This window comes from Porticoccus sp., assembly GCF_965660005.1.
In the GTDB taxonomy this organism is placed as follows: domain Bacteria; phylum Pseudomonadota; class Gammaproteobacteria; order Pseudomonadales; family Porticoccaceae; genus Porticoccus.
On sequence record NZ_CBFHYF010000005.1, the window covers coordinates 26,110 to 43,586 of the forward strand.

Genomic DNA, 17,477 nt, shown 5'->3' on the forward strand with positions numbered 1-17,477 from the left:
ATAGCATCGCAATTGCGATGGCTGTAGATAACTAAGCCAATACCTGCTGTAACCAGCCGGAGATGGCCTGAATTTCTTCCAGACAGACCGCATGCCCCATGGGGAATGTCTGGTAGCCGGGTTGGAATCCCCGGTCGCGCAAAAAGGTGACACTTTTCCGGCCCAGCTGTTCCGGCACCACTTCGTCGGCGGTACCGTGGAATATCTGTATCGGAAGGTGCCGGTTGGCAGAATGGATGCCGATTGAATCGGCAGTTGCCAAATAGGTGGATAGGGCCAGTAAACCTGCCAGTGGTTTGGAATAGCTCAGGGCTGCTTCGAAGCCGACGGCGCCGCCCTGGGAGAATCCGGCAATGACAATGCGCCGACTGTCGATACCCCGTTCGATTTCCCGATCAATCAAGTCCTGTATGTTGCGGGCGGATGTCTTCAGCTGTATTTCATCTACCTTGCGATCCAGGTTCATTTCCAGGATATCGTACCAGGCAGGCATGATATAACCGCTGTTGATCGTTACCGGAAGCTCTGGTGCGTGGGGAAAGATAAAACGAACCGGCAAAGACTCGGGAAGATGCAATTCCGGCACCACGGGCTCAAAGTCGTGGCCGTTGGCCCCCAAGCCATGTAGCCATATAACGGCAGCGTTTGCCGGTGATCTGGGTTCTATTTCGACGCAGGGCAGCGGACTCATGATGGCTTGAACTCCTGTTTTTGCTGGCTCACCAGTATAAAGCCTGCTGGCGACCGGTGTGGGAAGTTTGCTACGCTGGCTCCGGTTGTTTTTTGCCGGATAGGTTCTGATGTTGCCTGTATTGTATTCCTTTCGCCGCTGTCCCTATGCCATCCGGGCGCGTATGGCGATTCACTACGCGGGTGTTCGGGTGGAATTGCGGGAGATTTTACTGAAGAGTAAGCCCCCAGCCATGCTGGTCGCCTCGCCGAAGGGCACCGTGCCCGTACTGGTGCTGCCCGATGGCCGTGTACTGGACGAAAGCTGTGATGTGATGCGTTGGGGGCTGGCTATTCATGATCCGGACAACTGGATGGATCCAGCCGCAAGCCGCGAAGTCTCCCGGCTGATTGCGGAGAATGACGGGTCTTTCAAAACCCATCTGGACCATTACAAATATGCGGATCGCTACCCTGAGCAAACCCCGGCGCATTATCGTGCAGAAGGGGAGGTTTTTTTAGAAACCCTGGAAGTCCGCTTGCAACAGCGGCCTTTCTTGCTCGGTTATCAACCGGGCTTTGCCGATGTGGCCATTTTTCCCTTTGTGCGACAGTTCTCTCTGGTGGATCCAGCATGGTTTTCCAGTGCGCCCTATCCAGAATTGCGGCGTTGGCTGAATGGCTGGCTGAATTCCCCCCTGTTTGTCGCTGTTATGGAAAAATATCCGGTCTGGCAAGACGGCGCGGTCGTGCGCTATTTCGGCTGCACAGCTGACGCCGGCTAGAAGCTTTGCTCACTTTGCGGAAAGAGGCCTGTTCGCACGGCGTCGGCATAGGCCTTTAGTGCCGCCATGATGTCACCGGTTTCTGCGAGAAAATTTTTGGCGAAACTGGGCTGATGGGGTGACAGGCCAAGCATGTCGTAGAGCACCAATACCTGTGCGTCCGTATCTGCACCTGCCCCGATGCCGATCACTGGAATTGCCAGGGCCTCGGTAATCGTTTTTGCCAGGCTGGCCGGCACACATTCGAGCACCAGCAGATCAATACCCGCTTTTTCGAGCGTCCTCGCATCGCTCAGCATCTGTTCGGCGGCAGCCTCATCCCTGCCTTGAACCCGATAGCCACCGAGCTTGTTGACGGACTGGGGTGTCAGGCCGAGGTGGCCACATACCGGGATGCCTCTTTCCGTCAGCATAGCGACTGTCTTTGCCAGCCAGGCACCACCCTCCAGTTTTACCACATGGGCGCCGGCCTGCATGATCCGGGCAGCACTCTCCATCGCCTGTTGTTCTGTCGCGTAGGCCATAAAGGGCAGGTCAGCGACAATCAGGGACTTGCTGTTGCCCCGTCGCACAGCGCTGACGTGATAGGTCATGTGTTCTACGGTGACGGGAAGCGTGCTGTCCTGTCCCTGTATGACGTTACCCAGTGAATCGCCTACCAGTACGACTTCAATACCGGCCTGCTCTATCAGGCGTGAGAAAGCCGCGTCATAAGCGGTAATAACCGGGAATTTGTCGCCCAGTTGCTTGAGTTTGTACAGGGTATTGATGGTGACCGTTTTCATGGCTGGTGGTCCTGTCACAAGTGAGCTTGTGGATTGTAGTAGTGGCGTCCGGTCTTGATGTTCAGTAAATAGGCGAGCAGATTGTGGTAGTCCTGTTCGCTGTTGGCGAGATCGATGTCTGCGGCATTGACAATCAGCAGTGGGGCGTCATCGTAATAGTAGAAGAAGCGGGTATAGGCATCATTGAGTTGATGGAGGTAAGTGGCATCAATCGCTTTCTCTGCTTCGGTCCCACGCCGCTGAACCCGGTCCAGCAACACATCTGTGGGAGCCTGGAGATAAATGACCAGATCCGGTCTGGGTGCATCGATAGTGAGTTGTTGATACACCGTCTGGTACAGCTTTAGTTCATCATCATCCAGCGTAATCTGGGCGAACAATTGGTCTTTGTCGATAAGAAAGTCTGCCACCCGGACCTGCTGGAAAATATCGCCCTGACGCATTTCCTGGATTTGTCGGGCTCGCTGGAACAGGAAAAACAGTTGTGCCGGAAGTGCTCCCGAGCGGCGATCTTCGTAAAAGCGCTCAAGGAACGGGTTTTGTTCGGGCTGTTCCAGCAGTGTGTCGTAGTTGAAACTGTTCGCCAGACGTTTGGCCAGGGTGGTTTTGCCAACGCCGATGGGCCCTTCTACCGCGATAAAGCCAGGTAGTTGATGGTCTATTTGCCCAGGAGGTGTCAGGTCGTTAGTCAGTTGTTCCAAAGGGATCTCCAGACGAGAGGCGAACGATACCGCCAGATGGACAGTTTTCCAAGTGTGAAACCAGTGACGTCCCGTCGGGGAAAATCAATTGTTCAGTGATCTCCGCCAATGGCAGCAAAACAAAGTTCCTTAGGTGGATGCCGGTATGGGGAACTTGCAGGTCGAAGTCGTCAATGACCTGCTCACCATAAAGTAAAATATCCAGATCCAGCGTGCGCGGACCCCAGTGCTTATCCTTTTTCCGCAGGTGTGCCTGTTCGATGGCTTGCAGCGCTGCAAGCAGTTTTCGGGGCGGGAGTGATGTGTAAAGTTTGGCGACGCCATTGATAAAATCCGGCTGGTCCTGCGGTCCCATTGGTACGCTCCGGTACCAACTGGACAGGGCCATCAGCCTGGTGTCGGGTAGTGATGCCAGTTCGATAGCTGCGTTCTGGAGTTGTTGCAGCGGCTGGTTGAGGTTGCTGCCTAGCCCGATATAGGTGATTTCAGCCATTGTCTGGCTGAGCTGCGACCGATGGGCTTCGTGGCCGCCGCCGGCGCCGTTTTTTGCCGGGTGTTGGCTCCTCTGCCAGGTTGCTGATCATTTTGAGTCGCTGATCTTCGTCCATCTCCTGGAAGCGGGTCCACCATATCCCCAGACCGGGTTCCAGTTCGCCGGCATCTTCCCGCAACAACAGGAAGTCATAACTGGCACGAAAACGTTTATTTTCCATTAGCCGGAGAGCCTGGCTGCCATTGCGGCGGGGCAGGCGCAACTGCATTTCCCAGATCTCCCGCACTGGCATGCTGAAGCGACGGGGTATGGCGACTCGCTGGCAGGCCCGGTGTAGAACATCTGCCGTGGCCTGTTGCAAGGCGTACACGGGGGAAGTATTGGTGCGCTCAAATTTTTTGTTGGCCTCTTTGGTCGCCGGCCAAAGCAATGCGGCAAATAGGAATGCCGGCGTGACCCGCTTGCCTGAGCGAATGCGTTTATCGGTATTGGTCAGAGCCTGTTCGATAAACTCAAGATAGTAGCCGGGATCCTGGCTCAGGGCCTCTTCAGTAGCGGGAAACAACAGGCGAAATAGACCATATTCCCGGAGTAGCCGGAATGTGGCCAGGGCCTGCCCATGCATCAGCAGTTTGAGGACTTCATCAAACAGTCGTGCCGGTGGAATGTCGGCCAGTAGATGTGCCATTTTGCCGATGGCTACGGCACTTTTTTCCTCGATACTGAAGCCAAGTTTTCCGGCAAAGCGAATGGCTCGCAGCATCCTGACCGGATCTTCCCGGTAGCGTACCTCGGGATCGCCGATAATTCTGATCATGCGCCGCTCTATGTCTTCCAGGCCATTGGCATAGTCATAGACGCTATTATCCTGTGGATGATAATAGAGCGCGTTCATGGTGAAATCGCGCCGGCTGGCATCTTCGTTGATGGAGCCGAACAGGTTATCCCTCAGCAGCAGGCCCTTGGCGGACCGGTGCGACTCATCCCGGGTGTTTGAGCCCTGTTCAGTGTGATGGGCCCGGAAGGTGGTCACCTCGATAATTTCAGCCCCCATGCGTACATGCACAATCTGGAAGCGTCGACCGACAATACGGGCCCGCCGGAACAGTTTGTTTACCTGCTCGGGCGTGGCATCCGTGGCCACGTCAAAATCCTTGGGGTGGAGTCCCAACATCAGGTCGCGAACACAACCACCGACCAGATAGGCCTGAAAGCCATCACTGACAAGTTGTTCAACAACCTTTCTCGCCCCACTGGTAATCTGCCTGGCGGAGAGCGGGTGCTCTCCGGAGCGGACAATGTGGGGTTCGTTGATAATTGGGAGAGAACTTCTCCTGAAATATCTGGCAAGCTTCTTTAGCATGTTGTGGTGGCGCAGACCCGTAAACTGGCGATTCTAGCACAGGGCATAATAAAAAGACTGTTGGTGGGTGTGTTGAAATCGTCAGTGGGTCAGATTAACCCGGCTGCATTAAAAAAGGGAAAGCGTTTAAGCTTCCCCCTGTATCCCATAGGCTATTGGTCGATGGGTCTACCCCCTTGATCAACCTCTTAGCAATCCATCCTGTATTATTTTTATTATTTATTTTTTTAATAGTTGCTGTTTTTATTGTGCCTGTTAGAAAGCATTAAGCGTGCCAGAAAATAAAATCCTTTATAAACATTGAGTTGTAGTTTTTTCTGTGACGTGTCGCACATAGTTCCATTGATTTTGTTACCTATCTACACAGCGAGCCGGTTGGTCAGGTAACAACTATCTTCGGTGATATGGCCGGCTAATCACTTTTCCGTCGGGGTATGCCGAGCTTCTGGCGTCGTTCCCAAAGGCATTTTCGACTGATGCCCAATTTTCTGGCCAGTTCGGTCTCGCTCATGGCTTCCTGGTGTTCCAGCACAAAACGGGTAAAGTAATCCTCGAGAGACAACCCCTCCGGTGGATCTGTGTCGATATGCCGGATATTGCTTGGCGCAGAACGCAGTGGCGCAGGTTCATTTTCAATTTCCACCAGCGACAGCTCAATACCCAGCAAGTCATGGCTGATTTCTGCGTTCTCATCACACAGGATGCTGGCCCGTTCCAGCGAATTTTCCAGCTCGCGGATATTGCCCGGCCAGTTATACATCGTGATGGCCTGAATGGCATCCGGTGCCAGTTTTAGATTGTGCCTGTTTAGCTTTTGACACTGTTTGGCCAGCAGTATGTCAGCAATTTCGAGAATATCCTTACCCCGTTCCCGCAATGGTGGCAGATTCAGGTTCACCACATTGATGCGGTAAAACAGGTCTTCGCGAAAGCGACCCTGTTCGCAGAGTTTTTTCAGATTGCGGTGGGTGGCTGCCACAAGGCGAACGTCTACCTTGCGCGACTTGACTGAACCGATAGCGCGAACTTCCTTTTCCTGCAGTACCCTCAATAATCTCGCCTGGGCTTCCAGTGGCAACTCACCAACCTCATCCAGGAACAGCGTGCCACCATCTGCGGCTGCGACCAGGCCCTTACGTGCTTCAGTAGCGCCAGTGAACGCCCCCTTTTCATGACCGACCAATTCAGCTTCAATCAGAGTTTCCGGGATTGCGGCGCAGTTGACGCAGATGAGTTGTTTCTTTGCCCGTGGGCTCTCGTTATGAATGGCGCTGGCAGCCAGTTCCTTGCCGGTGCCGGTTTCCCCATGAATCAGGACTGTCGCATCGGTTCGGGCGACTTTCTGAATGATACTGAAGACAGTTTTCATGGCGGAGCTGGAGCCAATCATGCCGCAGTTGGACAGGTCGGGGGCATGGCGCTGCTCGACGGGACGGGGTTTGTCCAGGATCCGGGTCATAGCCTCCAATAGCTCCTTGTGGTCGAAGGGCTTGGGAATATAATCCACTGCTCCCATACGCATGGTTTCCACTGCGCATTTGAGGCTGGCATAGCTGGTCATGATCAATACCGGCACTGCGCCCGCCAACTGAATCAGGTCGGTGCCCGGTGCGCCTGGGAGTCGCAGGTCACTGATAATCAGTGAAAAATCAGTGAGTTCGAAACGATTGAGCGCATCTTTGATATTTTTTGCTTCAACGGTTTCGAAACGGTGATGTTCAAGTAGTCTTCTCAGTGAAGTGCGAAAAATATCTTCGTCTTCAACAATCAGAATCTTGTTCATGGCTAACCTGTATCAATGTGCGATCTGGGTTACTTGTCTACCGGAGGGTATGCTGTTAATACCAACCGGACAACTGACGCAATGGGGCGGGTGCCTTTCATTCTACAGCGCTGGCACCGGTATTTGTATCATGCGGGGTAATTGAGTCCGGCGCCAGCTCCGTATGCCCCAATCAGTCAGCTCATGGGGGTTGGCACCGATGAGGTCTGGGGGTGGGTGCATGCCCAGCCAACGCATCGCTGCGATCAGGTTGTCAGCCGCCCGGCGGTTGTCCACCGGCGTTGCCAGATTCTGCTTGCTGAGCTTGTGCCCGTGCTCATCGACAGCGATCGGGAGATGTCCGTAGACTGGGGTCGGTAAAGTTAACAATTGCTGCAGGCAGATTTGTCGTGCGGTGGAGTCAAGCAGATCGCTGCCGCGGACAATGTGGTTGATACCCTGATGTGCGTCATCTATGACAACTGCCAGTTGGTAGGCAAACAGGCCATCTTTGCGAAGTAGTACAAAGTCTCCCGCGGTTTCTTTGACCCTTTGCTGTTGTCGACCCTGAAAAAGATCAGTGAATTCAATAGAACAGTTTTCGGGTACCGCCAGCCGGAGGGCATGTGGGTGATCGGGATATTTTGAAACGCAGCGGTGCATGTGCAGGCCACCGGTGCTTTGAAGTGCTTGACGACTGCAATGACAAGGGTAGGCGAGATCCGCGCAGGTGAGCCCTTCCAGTGCGGCAAGATAGGCTTCAGTGCGCTCGCTCTGATAGAGGAGCTGTTTGTCCCAAAGCAGGTTGTGGGCTTCAAGTTGACGGAGAATGGTATCTTCAGCGCCGGGCATCTGGCGCGGTGGGTCGATATCCTCCATGCGGACCAGCCAGGTGCCGCCCTCTGCCTTTGCATCAAGATAACTGGCCAGTGCTGTAACCAGCGAGCCAAAATGGAGTGGACCGGTGGGAGAGGGGGCAAAACGCCCTGTGTAGGGCAGGATGCTTCGGGGTGAGCTCATGGCGTCCGGGGAAGTAGCATTTGCCACTTCCCGCAAGTCATCAACCGCCAGTGAGTTGCTTTTCCCTGATTTCATCAAGGGTTTTGCAATCGACGCAAAGATTTGCAGTGGGGCGTGCTTCTAGGCGGCGGATGCCGATCTCTTCACCACACTGATCACAAAAGCCGTAATCATTGGCTTCAATTCGCTCGATGGTACTGTCAATTTTTTTGATCAGTTTGCGTTCCCGATCGCGGGTTCTGAGCTCCAGGCTGAATTCCTCTTCCTGGGTGGCGCGATCCGCAGGGTCCGGGAAGTTGGCCGCTTCGTCTTTCATGTGGGATACGGTTCGATCAACTTCTTCCATCAGCTCACGCTTCCAGGCCAGCAGAATCTGCTTGAAATGGCTGCGCTGATGGTCATTCATGAATCCCTCACCCTTCTTTTCCTTGTAGGGGGTGAAACCATGAAGTGAAGCGGCGGTGACAGTTTCTGCTTTCTTTGGCATCTCTTTCCATTCTCGGTAATTTGCGAGACCCGCGTTTATAGTGCCAGCGGGAAAATTTTTCAAGTAAAAAAGCTACTTTGTCGGCATTAAGGCGGTCATTGGTCTATCCGGATACTGGCAACAGCGAGCCAAGAGTATAGCAATTTATAGCATCTGTTTGGTTGACAGGGAAATCATCGCATAATGCTGACGGTTATACTAAGCACCGATTCCGTCATCCGGAAGTATGTCGTGACGCAAAGGCAGAATATCATGCGAACAGCAGAAAGAACCCGCAAGCTCACTTCTTTCAAAGTGGTGGATTTTCTTGAGGCTGCCGGGCAACTTGAGGCGGAAGGTCGGGATATCATTCACATGGAAATTGGTGAACCCCGATTTGCTACTGCAACGCCCATTATTGAAGCCGCTCATTTGGCACTGGACCAGGGCAAAACAGCGTATGCCCCTTCCTGTGGTATTCCCGAGCTGCGTCTTGCCATCAGCGATCATTATCGCCATCGCTACGGTGTCAGAATTGATCCCCGCCGTGTGATTGTCACTACCGGTAGCAGTGCAGCACTGGGCATGGTCTTTGAACTGTTAGTAAATCCCGGCGATGGGTTCTTGCTGGCAGACCCCGGTTACCCCTGTAATGCCAATTTTGTCCGGCGACTGGATGCCGAACCTCAGCTCGTACCCGTGGGTCCCGAGCATAATTACCAGTTGACCGCAGACCTGGTCAATCGTCACTGGCAGGCGAATACGGTCGGCGCAATGATCGCAACCCCCAGTAACCCTACCGGGTCGGTCATTGATCGGGATCAGATGTCAGGCTTGTATCGGGCAGTTACCTCCCAGGGTGGCACTCTGGTGGTGGATGAGATTTATCATGGCCTGACTTACACGGCTGCGCCGCCCAGTTCTGCCCTTGAGGTGGCGGAGGATGTACTGGTGGTTAACAGCTTCTCCAAATATTTCGGCATGACCGGCTGGCGGCTGGGCTGGATGGTCGTGCCCGAGACCTTTGTCGATCTGTTTACGGTGATGGCCCAGAATTTTTATATTGCCAGTCCCACCCTGTCGCAGTATGCAGCGCTTGCGGCCTTTCAACCGGAGACCCTGTCGATACTGGATGGGCGTTGTGCGGAATTTCAGCAGAGCCGGGACTATCTGGTGCCGGCACTGCAGCAACTCGGGTTTGCTGTTGCCGGACTGCCCGAGGGTGCCTTTTATGTCTACGCGGATGTGTCTGCCTTGACCGATAACTGTGAAGATTTCTGCTGGCGGTTGTTGAACGAGCACGGCGTGGCCTGTACCCCGGGTACGGATTTTGGTCAGTATCGCGCCAGTCAGCATGTGCGTTTTGCCTATACCGAACCACTGCCGCGATTGCAGTTGGCGGTGCAGCGGATTGAGCGGGCGTTGCAGTCATGAAGATTGTTCCGCCGTTTGAACGGGCCACGCTGATTAACCGCTACAAGCGGTTTCTCGCCGATATCCGGTTGCCCAGTGGCGAAGAAATGACGATCCACTGTCCGAATACCGGCTCCATGAAAAACTGTTGGCAAGCGGAGACACCGTGCTGGTTTTCACGCTCTGATGATCCCCGGCGAAAATTGTCGGGTACCCTGGAAATCACCACCACCCCGGATGGCTTTCTTGCCGGCGTCAATACCAACCGGCCCAACAAGCTGGTTCGCGAAGCGATTGAGCAGGGTGTTATTGCAGAGCTGCAGGGTTATGCGTCAATTCGCGCGGAGGTGAAATACGGTGTCGAGAACAGCCGTATTGATCTGTTGCTGACAGGGGAAGGTCTTGCGCGTTGCTATGTGGAGGTTAAGAACACGACCCTCGGCATGGGTGGCGGCCGTGTGCTGTTTCCCGATGCAGTCACCGAGCGCGGCACCAAGCATCTACGGGAATTGATCAGTATGGCCCAGCAGGGTCACCGCGCCGTGCTGGTATTTTGTGTGCAGCACAGTGGTGCCACTTCGACAGGCCCTGCCGATGAGATTGATCCGGTTTATGGTGAGACCCTGCGGCAGGCAATGGCTGCCGGTGTTGAAGTGTTGGCTTACGGGTGCAGGCTGGCTGAGGATGAAATTGTTGTTGACCGGCGTCTGCCCTTTGTCATCAATTGATAGCCTTGCACTTGCTTTAGGCAAACAATCCTTTCAGCGCATCCAGTGAGTCGCGGCCTTTTTGTCGGGCTACCTCGGGGTCGCTCGGTTGTCCCATACCCTCTTTTTCCAGATCCTCTGGCGGCAGTTCATCGATAAAGCGGCTCGGTGTTGTCTCGGTAATCTCGCCAAACAGTTTTCGTCTGGCGGCCATGGTCAGTGTCAGGGTCTGTCTGGCCCGGGTAATGCCGACGTAAGCCAGCCGCCGCTCCTCTTCGATGGTATCTCCGTCAATACTGTTGCGATGGGGCAGCAGTCCCTCTTCCATGCCGATCATGAATACGTGGGGAAACTCGAGCCCCTTGGCGGCGTGTAGTGTCATGAGTTGTACCTTGTCATCAGCGGAATCCTCTTCCTGACGGTCGAGAATGTCCCTCAGTACCAGTTTGGCGATCGCATCTTCCACTGCCGTGTCGTGGTGTTCCCCCTCTCCGGCAATCGCCAGCTCGTCCCGGGTCAACAGTTGCCGGATTTGCTCAATCAGAAAGTTGACGTTCTCCATGCGCTTTTCTGCAACCTTGCCGCTGCTGGCGTTCTGGTGCAGCCAGCCTTCATAGTCCATATCGTTGACCATTTCACGGATGGCGGCAATCGGATCCCCATTGCCGCAGTTGCCGGATACCTGATCAATCCAGTGTCTGAAACGTTGCAGCCGTTCCAGATTATTGGGTGCGAGTTGGGCCTGCAAGCCCAGCTCGTCGACACAATCCATCAGGGAAATATCTCGTTCATTGGCGTAGCGGCCGAGTTTCTCCAGAGTCGACGTACCGATCTGGCGGCGGGGGGTATTGATGATTCGCAGGAAGGCATTGTCGTCATCGCGGTTCACCATCAGGCGAAGGTAGGCCATGATGTCCTTGATTTCAGTGCGGGCATAAAACGAGGTGCCACCGCTGAGTTGATAGGGCACACCCTGAGCCTGCAACTTCAATTCCAGTAATCTGGCCTGATGGTTGCCCCGATAGAGCACTGCGAAGTCACGGAAATGACAGCTTTTGCGCAACCTCATATCGAGGATTTCGTTGACGATTCGTTCGGTTTCCGCTTCTTCGTTGGCGGTAAGAATGACCCGCAGTGGTGCCCCGGGGCCCAATTCACTCCAGAGGGATTTGCTGAATAAGTGGGGATTGTTGTCGATCAGTCGATTGGCTGCCCTCAGAATGCGGCCAGTTGAACGGTAGTTTTGCTCCAGCTTGATGACGTGAAGCTCCGGAAAATCCTCCTGCAGCTGTTGCAGGTTTTCCGGCCTTGCGCCGCGCCAGGCATAGATGGACTGATCGTCGTCACCCACCACCGTCAGTGATCGTCTTGTCCCCACCAGCAATTTCACCAGTTGGTACTGGGCGAAGTTGGTGTCCTGGTATTCATCCACCAACAGGTAACGAATCCGATGCTGCCATTTGTCGAGGATGTCCGGCGATTGCTGGAACAGCAGTGATGGAATCAGGATCAGGTCATCGAAGTCCACTGCATTGTACGCCCGCAGGGCGCTGGTATAACGCTGGTAGATCAGCGCCATCGCCTGCTCTCCACCGCTCGTGGCCATTGTCATGGCTTGCGGTGGCGTCAACAGGTCATTTTTCCAGCTGGAAATCTGCTGTTGCACCCTGTCCAGATGATCGGTATCGAGGTCCGATTTTTTCAGTATCAGTTCCCGCAACAGACTTTTGGCATCCTCTGCATCGAAGATGGAAAACCCTGGCTTGAAGCCGATCCGGGCGATTTCACTGCGGATAATGTGCAGACCAAGATTGTGAAACGTGGAGACAGTCAGTCCCTTTGCCTGCTGGCCACTGACCAGTTTGCCCGCCCGTGATTTCATCTCCCGTGCGGCCTTGTTTGTGAAAGTGACGGCTGCAATGTGACGGGCACTGATGCCGCATTGCTGAATCAGGTGGGCAATTTTGCTGGTGATGACACTGGTTTTTCCGCTGCCGGCACCGGCCAGAACCAGCAGTGGGCCATCAATGTAATTTACTGCAGCACGTTGCTGGCTATTGAGTTTGTTCAAGTCGATTTGCCGATTTGGGGATCAGTGAGCAGCGGATTGTAGCAAGTGAATAGCTGCCGTTCACTGCTGCCGACAGGGTCAACCAAAAACATATTTCCCGGGCGCGGGCCACAAGACCTGATAGTCCGTGCCTTCTGCACCCATGGTCGGCGGTGCAACTTGTTCGGAGGGTTGGTCCTCCAACCATTGATTCCAGGCGGGCCACCAGGAGCCGGGGTGACTCTCCACCGATTCCACCCAACTGTCCGGATCAATATACGGTGCCATGGGATCCTGTGACTTGATCTGGTAGTGGCGGTGGGGGTGTTCGGGGCCCGACACGATACCGGCGTTGTGGCCGCCGCTGGTGAGCAGGAAGGTGATGTCAGAGCGGGCGATATGGTGGATTTTATAGACGGATTTCCAGGGTGCCACATGGTCGGCGGAGGTTCCAACGACAAAGAACGGTACGCGAATATCCTGGATCGCGACAGGCTTGCCCTCCACCAGAAATTTACAGCTGGCCAACCGGTTTTCAACAAACAGTTCGTGCAGATAGCGGCTGTGCATGGCCGCAGGCATTCGGGTGCCGTCGGCATTCCAGGCCATCAGTGCGACGGGTTTGGTCTCGCGGCCCAGATAGTAGCGTTCCACCGCCGGGTTCCAGACCAGCTCCTGGGTGCGCAGCGCCTTGAAGGCTCCGCCCATGCTGGCGGCCTCCAGATAGCCATCGGTCCACATCATGCTGTCGAGGAATGCCAGCTGGCTGGCACCCAGAAACAGTTTGATTTCACCCGGTTCGGTGAAGTCCGTCTGGGCTGCGAGCAGAGTGATACTATTGAGGATGTCATCCTGCTCTCTGGCCAGATACGCAGCGGCTATTGCCAGTAGTGTGCCGCCAATACAGTAGCCTGTGGCATTGATTTTAGTTTTTGGCACCACGGTTCTGACGGCATCCACTGCGGCTAAAAGCCCCGACTTGATGTAATCATCAATATCCAGGTCGCGATCGTCTTTATCGGGATTTTTCCAGGAAATTATGAACACGGTTTTCCCCTGCGCGACCAGATAATTGACCAGGGATTTTTCTGGCAGCAGATCGAGGATGTAATATTTCATGATCCAGGCGGGGACGATGAGTACCGGTTCCCTGGCGACGGTTTCCGTAGCGGGGCTGTATTGAATCAGTTCGATCAGATTGTTCTGATAGATAACCTGGCCCGGGGTAATGGCCAAATTCTCCCCCACCTTGAAATCACCCATTTCGGGCCGGTTATCCCGGAGCAGTTTTTTCTGAATGTCCCGTTGCATATTGCCGATGCCTTCCAGCAAATTCCGGCCTTTGTTTTCCCAGGTGGCCTTGAGGACCTCGGGATTGGTTTGCGGTAAGTTGGTCGGTGAAATGACCTCCAGGGCATGGCCGTTGATGAAGTCCACCAGTTCCTTGCTGAATGGCCCCATGCCCGGCAGATCCGTATCTGCCTCCTTCAGCCATTCCACCGCCATGCTGTGACCCTTGGCCATAACGCTGAAAGGGACTTTTTTCCAGAGCTCATTCATGAAATAAGGGTATTTTCTGGCGGGTGGGTTCTCGCTCTTTTCGGTGATGGCACGGGCGGTGAAAGTGGATAATTGCAGCAGCTTCTCGGAGAAATTTTGCAATAACTTCAGGCGTCTGGCGGGAGAAATTGACAGATGAGCCAGCCAGTCCGTGTAGGCCAACAATAACTGAACAGGTGACAGTCCCTGGGATGCCTTGCCGATGATAGACCGTATCCGTGAGTCTATTTTCTCGACAGATGCATCGTTCAGTCGGGGGATTTCGGCGATGAGATTGTCCAGCTCATCGATCACACTGGAAACTGTTCTATCCGGTTTTTCCACCATGTATTGCTCCTTGGTCAAGTCGGGCCATGATAGCACTGAACGACCATCGGCTGGAGGCGAATCAGTGGCTGAGTCTGAGTCTGTAGCCGAGCGCCTCGGTGAGATGATCCATGGTAATTGCAGCACTGTTATCGAGATCTGCAATAGTTCGAGCCACTTTTAATATACGATGAAAGGCTCTGGGTGATAAACCGAGCTGTTCTACAGCCCGGTTGAGCAGGGTTTTTTGAGACTGATCAAGTACGCAGAAGGTGTTTACATCCCGGCTGGAAAGTCGTGCATTGATGGTTCCCGAACGCAACAGTTGCCGCTGCCTGGCAGCCATGACTCGGTTGCGGATATCCGGACTGTGGTCACCGTCAGCCTTCGCTTCCACCAGCCGGTCACCCGGTAGCGGTGGGACTTCAACCTGTAAATCGATGCGGTCCAGCAATGGCCCGGAGATGCGATCGCGGTAACGGCATATCTGGTCGGGGATGCATCGACAGCGCTGACTACCCTGGTAGCCGCAGGGACAGGGATTCATTGCCGCGATCAGTTGGAATGCCGCAGGGAAGCGCGTCTGGGCCTGAACCCGTGAAATCATGATTTCACCGGATTCCAGTGGTTGGCGCAGTACCTCGAGAACCCGGCGGGGAAATTCGGGGAGTTCATCCAGAAACAGTACACCACAATGGGCGAGGGATATCTCCCCTGGCCTGGGCACAGTGCCGCCGCCCACCAGAGCGGTTGCCGATGCCGTATGGTGAGGCGAACGGAAGGGCGGGTTGTAGAGCGCAACGCGCAGGCCGCGACCGGCGACCGAGTGAATGGCGGCCACCTCAAGCATTTCATGCTCCTGCAACGGTGGCAGTATGGTGGTGAGCCGACTGGCCAGCATGGTTTTGCCCGTCCCGGGGGGGGGCACTGAACAGCAGGTTGTGGCCGCCGGCAGCGGCGATTTCGAGTGCCCGTTTTGCCTGGTGCTGGCCGATAATGTCGGCCATATCGCCATCCGTTTCATTCATATTTGCTTTGGCCAGACCAGACAGGGGCTCAATTGGCTGATTGCCATTCAGATGTGCACAGACTTCGAGCAGATGTGCGGCGCAATAACGCGGGTTTTGCTGCTCAGGGCCGCTTCAGCCGCATTCGTGGTGGGCAATAGCAAGGCCCTTCCTGCCTGGCCGCAAGCCAGTGAGGTTGGCAGAACCCCGTCCACGGCACGCAACCCTCCTGATAGTGCCAGTTCACCGATCACCTCATATTGATCGAGCAAGTCGGAGGGGATTTGTCCCGATGCGGCCAACACGCCCAGCGCAATGGCCAAATCGAAACGGCCACCCTCCTTGGGTAGATCGGCGGGCGCGAGATTGATTTTGATACGCCGGGCAGGGAAATCGAAGTGGGCGTTCAACAGGGCACTGCGCACCCGGTCCTTGCTCTCTTTCACGGCCGTTTCCGGCATGCCGACAATCGACAGTCCGGGGAGTCCATTGGACAGGTGAACCTCCACGGTCACGGCGGGCGCATCAATACCGTATTTGGCGCGGGTATGAACGATGGCGATTGACATGGGTACCCTCCTTGGCTGACATGTCGGTTTGGTGGTGCTTGGTTCTGTGATGGCAGGCGTTTGACGAATTGCTCAACTGTGCTGATTGTCGACTTGCACTTTCAGTTCGGCAAGCTGTTGTTCCAGCTTTTCCAGTTTTTCTCTGCTGCGTTTCAATACAGCCTGCTGCGCGTCGAACTCATCCCGGGTAACCAGATCCAGTCTGTCGAAAGCAGCCTGTGCGGCGGCTCTCAGTTTCTGTTGCATCTCGCTGCCCAGGGCCTCCGCACCCGGTGTAATGATGTTATTGAGTTGGTGCAAAAACTGGTTAATGAACTCGTTGGGTTTCATTGATGGACCGCTCCAATTGGATATAAGCCTATTTTAAGGCGATCCCCCCGCATGTACAGCGTACCATTTGGGATGGCCCCCACAAAAAAGTAGTGAGCAACGACAGTTGAGGCGAAGTGTTTTGGTGCGAGGCTGGGTTTTTCGATCCCGAAAATGCACAGAAATGGTGCGTTTTTGGCTTGGAGTCCGCTTTATCGGAGTATAAATACCGTTCTAGGGATGTTGGCATGCCAAATGCAGTGATCTCTGATGTACCAATTAAAAACCGTGATTGATTTTTAAATTTTCGCTGATGTTTATATTTTGGAGAAGCACATGAACGCATTTAAAAAGTCTCTGGTCGTTACTTCCATGGCTCTGACCCTTCCTTTGGCTTCAAATGTTGCACAGGCCTACGAGGTGTCTGCCAACGTCACAATCGCTTCGGATTACAGATTCCGTGGGATTTCACAGAATGATACTGAAATTGCCCTGCAGGGTGGTTTCGATATCGCGTTTGATAACGGCCTGTATGTGGGTACCTGGGGTTCCCAGGTGGACTTCAATGATCCGGACAGTTCCGATGCCGGGCTCGAACTGGATTATTACTTTGGTTACGGTGGCAATCTCACTGAAGAGATTAGTTATGACGTCGGTTATCTTTACTACGACTATCCCGGGTCCGATGCCACTGAATTCCATCTGACCGGTAAGCGCGATCTCGACTATCAGGAATTCTACGGTAGCCTGTCCTATTTGGGAGGCACGTTGGGTTTCGCCTATTCTGACGACTATTTCCTGGAAACCGGTGAATTCTGGTATCTCTATGCAGACTATGGCTTTGAGCTGCCCCACGGGTTTTCTCTGGGCTTCCATGTGGGTTACAACGACTTCGAAAACAAAAGCACTGACAGTGACCCCAAGGACGCTGAAGAGGCATTTCTGACGGATGGTGAAGACAGCTATACCGACTACTCCGTTACTCTCGGTAAATCCTGGCAGGGGCTGGACTTTGCGTTGAGCTGGATTGACACCAACCTTGATGATGAAGAGTGTTTTAATACTTCCTGGTGTGACAGCACATTGTTGTTCTCCATTAGCAAAAGCATGTAATTGACTGGTGGCACCCGGCATGCTGGGTGCCACTACCACTGAGGAGCAGTGCAATGAAAATGATTACAGCAGTTGTCAAGCCCTTCAAACTGGATGACGTGCGCGAAGCGCTTGCCGCCATTGGTGTGCAGGGCGTGACCGTCACCGAGGTAAAAGGGTTCGGGCGTCAAAAAGGCCACACGGAGCTCTATCGTGGTGCTGAATATGTGGTGGATTTCCTGCCCAAGGTAAAACTCGAGTTGGCCCTTGCGGATGAGATGGTAGATGGCGCTATCGAAGCGATTACTTCTGCCGCTCATACCGGCAAGATCGGCGACGGCAAAATCTTCATTTCGGATTTACAGGAAGTCATTCGAATTCGCACCGGTGAAACCGGTGTAGAAGCAGTTTAAGACACGG

The 17,477-nt window shown here is 54.2% G+C and carries 16 protein-coding genes and 1 pseudogene; 5 read left to right on the plus strand and 12 right to left on the minus strand.

Annotated features, from left to right (window positions below):
- Positions 1-31: 31 nt before the first annotated feature.
- On the minus strand, positions 32-691 hold the full coding sequence (locus ACTF5G_RS02410; RefSeq protein WP_438951228.1) for an alpha/beta hydrolase: 660 nt from the start codon (positions 689-691) through the stop codon (positions 32-34).
- A 109-nt stretch (positions 692-800) separates the two neighbouring features.
- Here ACTF5G_RS02410 and ACTF5G_RS02415 point away from each other — a divergent pair, with 109 nt between their 5' ends.
- Complete coding sequence (locus tag ACTF5G_RS02415; RefSeq protein ID WP_438951229.1) at positions 801-1,454, plus strand: glutathione S-transferase; 654 nt, start codon at positions 801-803, stop codon at positions 1,452-1,454.
- Here ACTF5G_RS02415 and panB read toward each other — a convergent pair.
- From panB to dksA, 7 genes are all read right to left on the minus strand, one after another.
- On the minus strand, positions 1,451-2,239 hold the full coding sequence (panB, locus tag ACTF5G_RS02420; protein ID WP_438951230.1) for a 3-methyl-2-oxobutanoate hydroxymethyltransferase: 789 nt from the start codon (positions 2,237-2,239) through the stop codon (positions 1,451-1,453). The genes ACTF5G_RS02415 and panB overlap by 4 nt on opposite strands.
- 14 nt (positions 2,240-2,253) lie before the next feature.
- Positions 2,254-2,940 carry a deoxynucleoside kinase gene (locus tag ACTF5G_RS02425; protein WP_438951231.1) on the minus strand — a complete coding sequence of 229 codons (687 nt, stop codon included), beginning with the start codon at positions 2,938-2,940 and terminating at the stop codon, positions 2,254-2,256.
- Positions 2,924-3,433 (minus strand): 2-amino-4-hydroxy-6-hydroxymethyldihydropteridine diphosphokinase, encoded by a 510-nt coding sequence (gene folK / locus ACTF5G_RS02430; protein ID WP_438951232.1) that lies wholly within the window; start codon positions 3,431-3,433, stop codon positions 2,924-2,926. The genes ACTF5G_RS02425 and folK overlap by 17 nt, the downstream gene beginning before the upstream one ends.
- Positions 3,426-4,796: a polynucleotide adenylyltransferase PcnB gene (pcnB, locus tag ACTF5G_RS02435; protein ID WP_438951233.1), complete on the minus strand. Its 1,371-nt coding sequence runs from the start codon at positions 4,794-4,796 to the stop codon at positions 3,426-3,428. Before pcnB ends, folK begins: the two co-directional genes overlap by 8 nt.
- Positions 4,797-5,208: 412 nt before the next feature.
- Complete coding sequence (locus ACTF5G_RS02440) at positions 5,209-6,579, minus strand: sigma-54-dependent transcriptional regulator (protein WP_438951234.1); 1,371 nt, start codon at positions 6,577-6,579, stop codon at positions 5,209-5,211.
- A gap of 102 nt (positions 6,580-6,681) precedes the next feature.
- Positions 6,682-7,653, minus strand: a complete 972-nt coding sequence (gluQRS, locus tag ACTF5G_RS02445) for a tRNA glutamyl-Q(34) synthetase GluQRS (RefSeq protein ID WP_438951235.1) — start codon at positions 7,651-7,653, stop codon at positions 6,682-6,684.
- A complete protein-coding gene (gene dksA, locus ACTF5G_RS02450; RefSeq protein WP_438951236.1) occupies positions 7,619-8,065 on the minus strand; it encodes an RNA polymerase-binding protein DksA in 447 nt (148 codons plus the stop codon). Before dksA ends, gluQRS begins: the two co-directional genes overlap by 35 nt.
- A 231-nt stretch (positions 8,066-8,296) precedes the next feature.
- Between dksA and ACTF5G_RS02455 the strand changes: the two genes are divergently transcribed.
- The gene (locus ACTF5G_RS02455; RefSeq protein WP_438951237.1) at positions 8,297-9,478 is read left to right on the plus strand and encodes an aminotransferase class I/II-fold pyridoxal phosphate-dependent enzyme; all 1,182 of its coding nucleotides are present in this window, start codon (positions 8,297-8,299) and stop codon (positions 9,476-9,478) included.
- Positions 9,475-10,185 carry a DNA/RNA nuclease SfsA gene (gene sfsA, locus ACTF5G_RS02460; RefSeq protein WP_438951238.1) on the plus strand — a complete coding sequence of 237 codons (711 nt, stop codon included), beginning with the start codon at positions 9,475-9,477 and terminating at the stop codon, positions 10,183-10,185. Before ACTF5G_RS02455 ends, sfsA begins: the two co-directional genes overlap by 4 nt.
- 16 nt (positions 10,186-10,201) lie before the next feature.
- Here sfsA and rep read toward each other — a convergent pair whose 3' ends face one another.
- The 4 genes and pseudogenes from rep to ACTF5G_RS02480 form a co-directional block, all read right to left on the minus strand.
- Complete coding sequence (gene rep, locus ACTF5G_RS02465; RefSeq protein ID WP_438951239.1) at positions 10,202-12,235, minus strand: DNA helicase Rep; 2,034 nt, start codon at positions 12,233-12,235, stop codon at positions 10,202-10,204.
- A gap of 78 nt (positions 12,236-12,313) precedes the next feature.
- Positions 12,314-14,101 (minus strand): PHA/PHB synthase family protein, encoded by a 1,788-nt coding sequence (locus ACTF5G_RS02470; RefSeq protein WP_438951240.1) that lies wholly within the window; start codon positions 14,099-14,101, stop codon positions 12,314-12,316.
- A 61-nt stretch (positions 14,102-14,162) separates the two neighbouring features.
- Positions 14,163-15,656 (minus strand): annotated as a pseudogene (locus ACTF5G_RS02475) (YifB family Mg chelatase-like AAA ATPase).
- Between the two features lie 72 nt (positions 15,657-15,728).
- The gene (locus ACTF5G_RS02480; RefSeq protein WP_438951241.1) at positions 15,729-15,986 is read right to left on the minus strand and encodes an accessory factor UbiK family protein; all 258 of its coding nucleotides are present in this window, start codon (positions 15,984-15,986) and stop codon (positions 15,729-15,731) included.
- Between the two features lie 315 nt (positions 15,987-16,301).
- Here ACTF5G_RS02480 and ACTF5G_RS02485 point away from each other — a divergent pair, with 315 nt between their 5' ends.
- Positions 16,302-17,078, plus strand: coding sequence for a TorF family putative porin (locus ACTF5G_RS02485; RefSeq protein ID WP_438951242.1), 777 nt, complete (start codon positions 16,302-16,304; stop codon positions 17,076-17,078).
- 53 nt (positions 17,079-17,131) lie between these two features.
- A complete protein-coding gene (locus tag ACTF5G_RS02490; RefSeq protein ID WP_036858463.1) occupies positions 17,132-17,470 on the plus strand; it encodes a P-II family nitrogen regulator in 339 nt (112 codons plus the stop codon).
- The last annotated feature ends 7 nt before the right edge of the window (positions 17,471-17,477 follow it).

Coding starts and splice junctions, on each gene's coding strand:
- ACTF5G_RS02410 (WP_438951228.1), bottom strand. CDS start 691: ATGAGTCCGCTGCCCTGCGTCGAAATAGAACCCAGATCACCGGCAAAC.
- folK (WP_438951232.1), bottom strand. CDS start 3,433: ATGGCTGAAATCACCTATATCGGGCTAGGCAGCAACCTCAACCAGCCG.
- ACTF5G_RS02485 (WP_438951242.1), top strand. CDS start 16,302: ATGAACGCATTTAAAAAGTCTCTGGTCGTTACTTCCATGGCTCTGACC.
- dksA (WP_438951236.1), bottom strand. CDS start 8,065: ATGCCAAAGAAAGCAGAAACTGTCACCGCCGCTTCACTTCATGGTTTC.
- ACTF5G_RS02415 (WP_438951229.1), top strand. CDS start 801: ATGTTGCCTGTATTGTATTCCTTTCGCCGCTGTCCCTATGCCATCCGG.
- sfsA (WP_438951238.1), top strand. CDS start 9,475: ATGAAGATTGTTCCGCCGTTTGAACGGGCCACGCTGATTAACCGCTAC.
- ACTF5G_RS02490 (WP_036858463.1), top strand. CDS start 17,132: ATGAAAATGATTACAGCAGTTGTCAAGCCCTTCAAACTGGATGACGTG.
- ACTF5G_RS02480 (WP_438951241.1), bottom strand. CDS start 15,986: ATGAAACCCAACGAGTTCATTAACCAGTTTTTGCACCAACTCAATAAC.
- ACTF5G_RS02470 (WP_438951240.1), bottom strand. CDS start 14,101: ATGGTGGAAAAACCGGATAGAACAGTTTCCAGTGTGATCGATGAGCTG.
- panB (WP_438951230.1), bottom strand. CDS start 2,239: ATGAAAACGGTCACCATCAATACCCTGTACAAACTCAAGCAACTGGGC.
- gluQRS (WP_438951235.1), bottom strand. CDS start 7,653: ATGAAATCAGGGAAAAGCAACTCACTGGCGGTTGATGACTTGCGGGAA.
- pcnB (WP_438951233.1), bottom strand. CDS start 4,796: ATGCTAAAGAAGCTTGCCAGATATTTCAGGAGAAGTTCTCTCCCAATT.
- ACTF5G_RS02440 (WP_438951234.1), bottom strand. CDS start 6,579: ATGAACAAGATTCTGATTGTTGAAGACGAAGATATTTTTCGCACTTCA.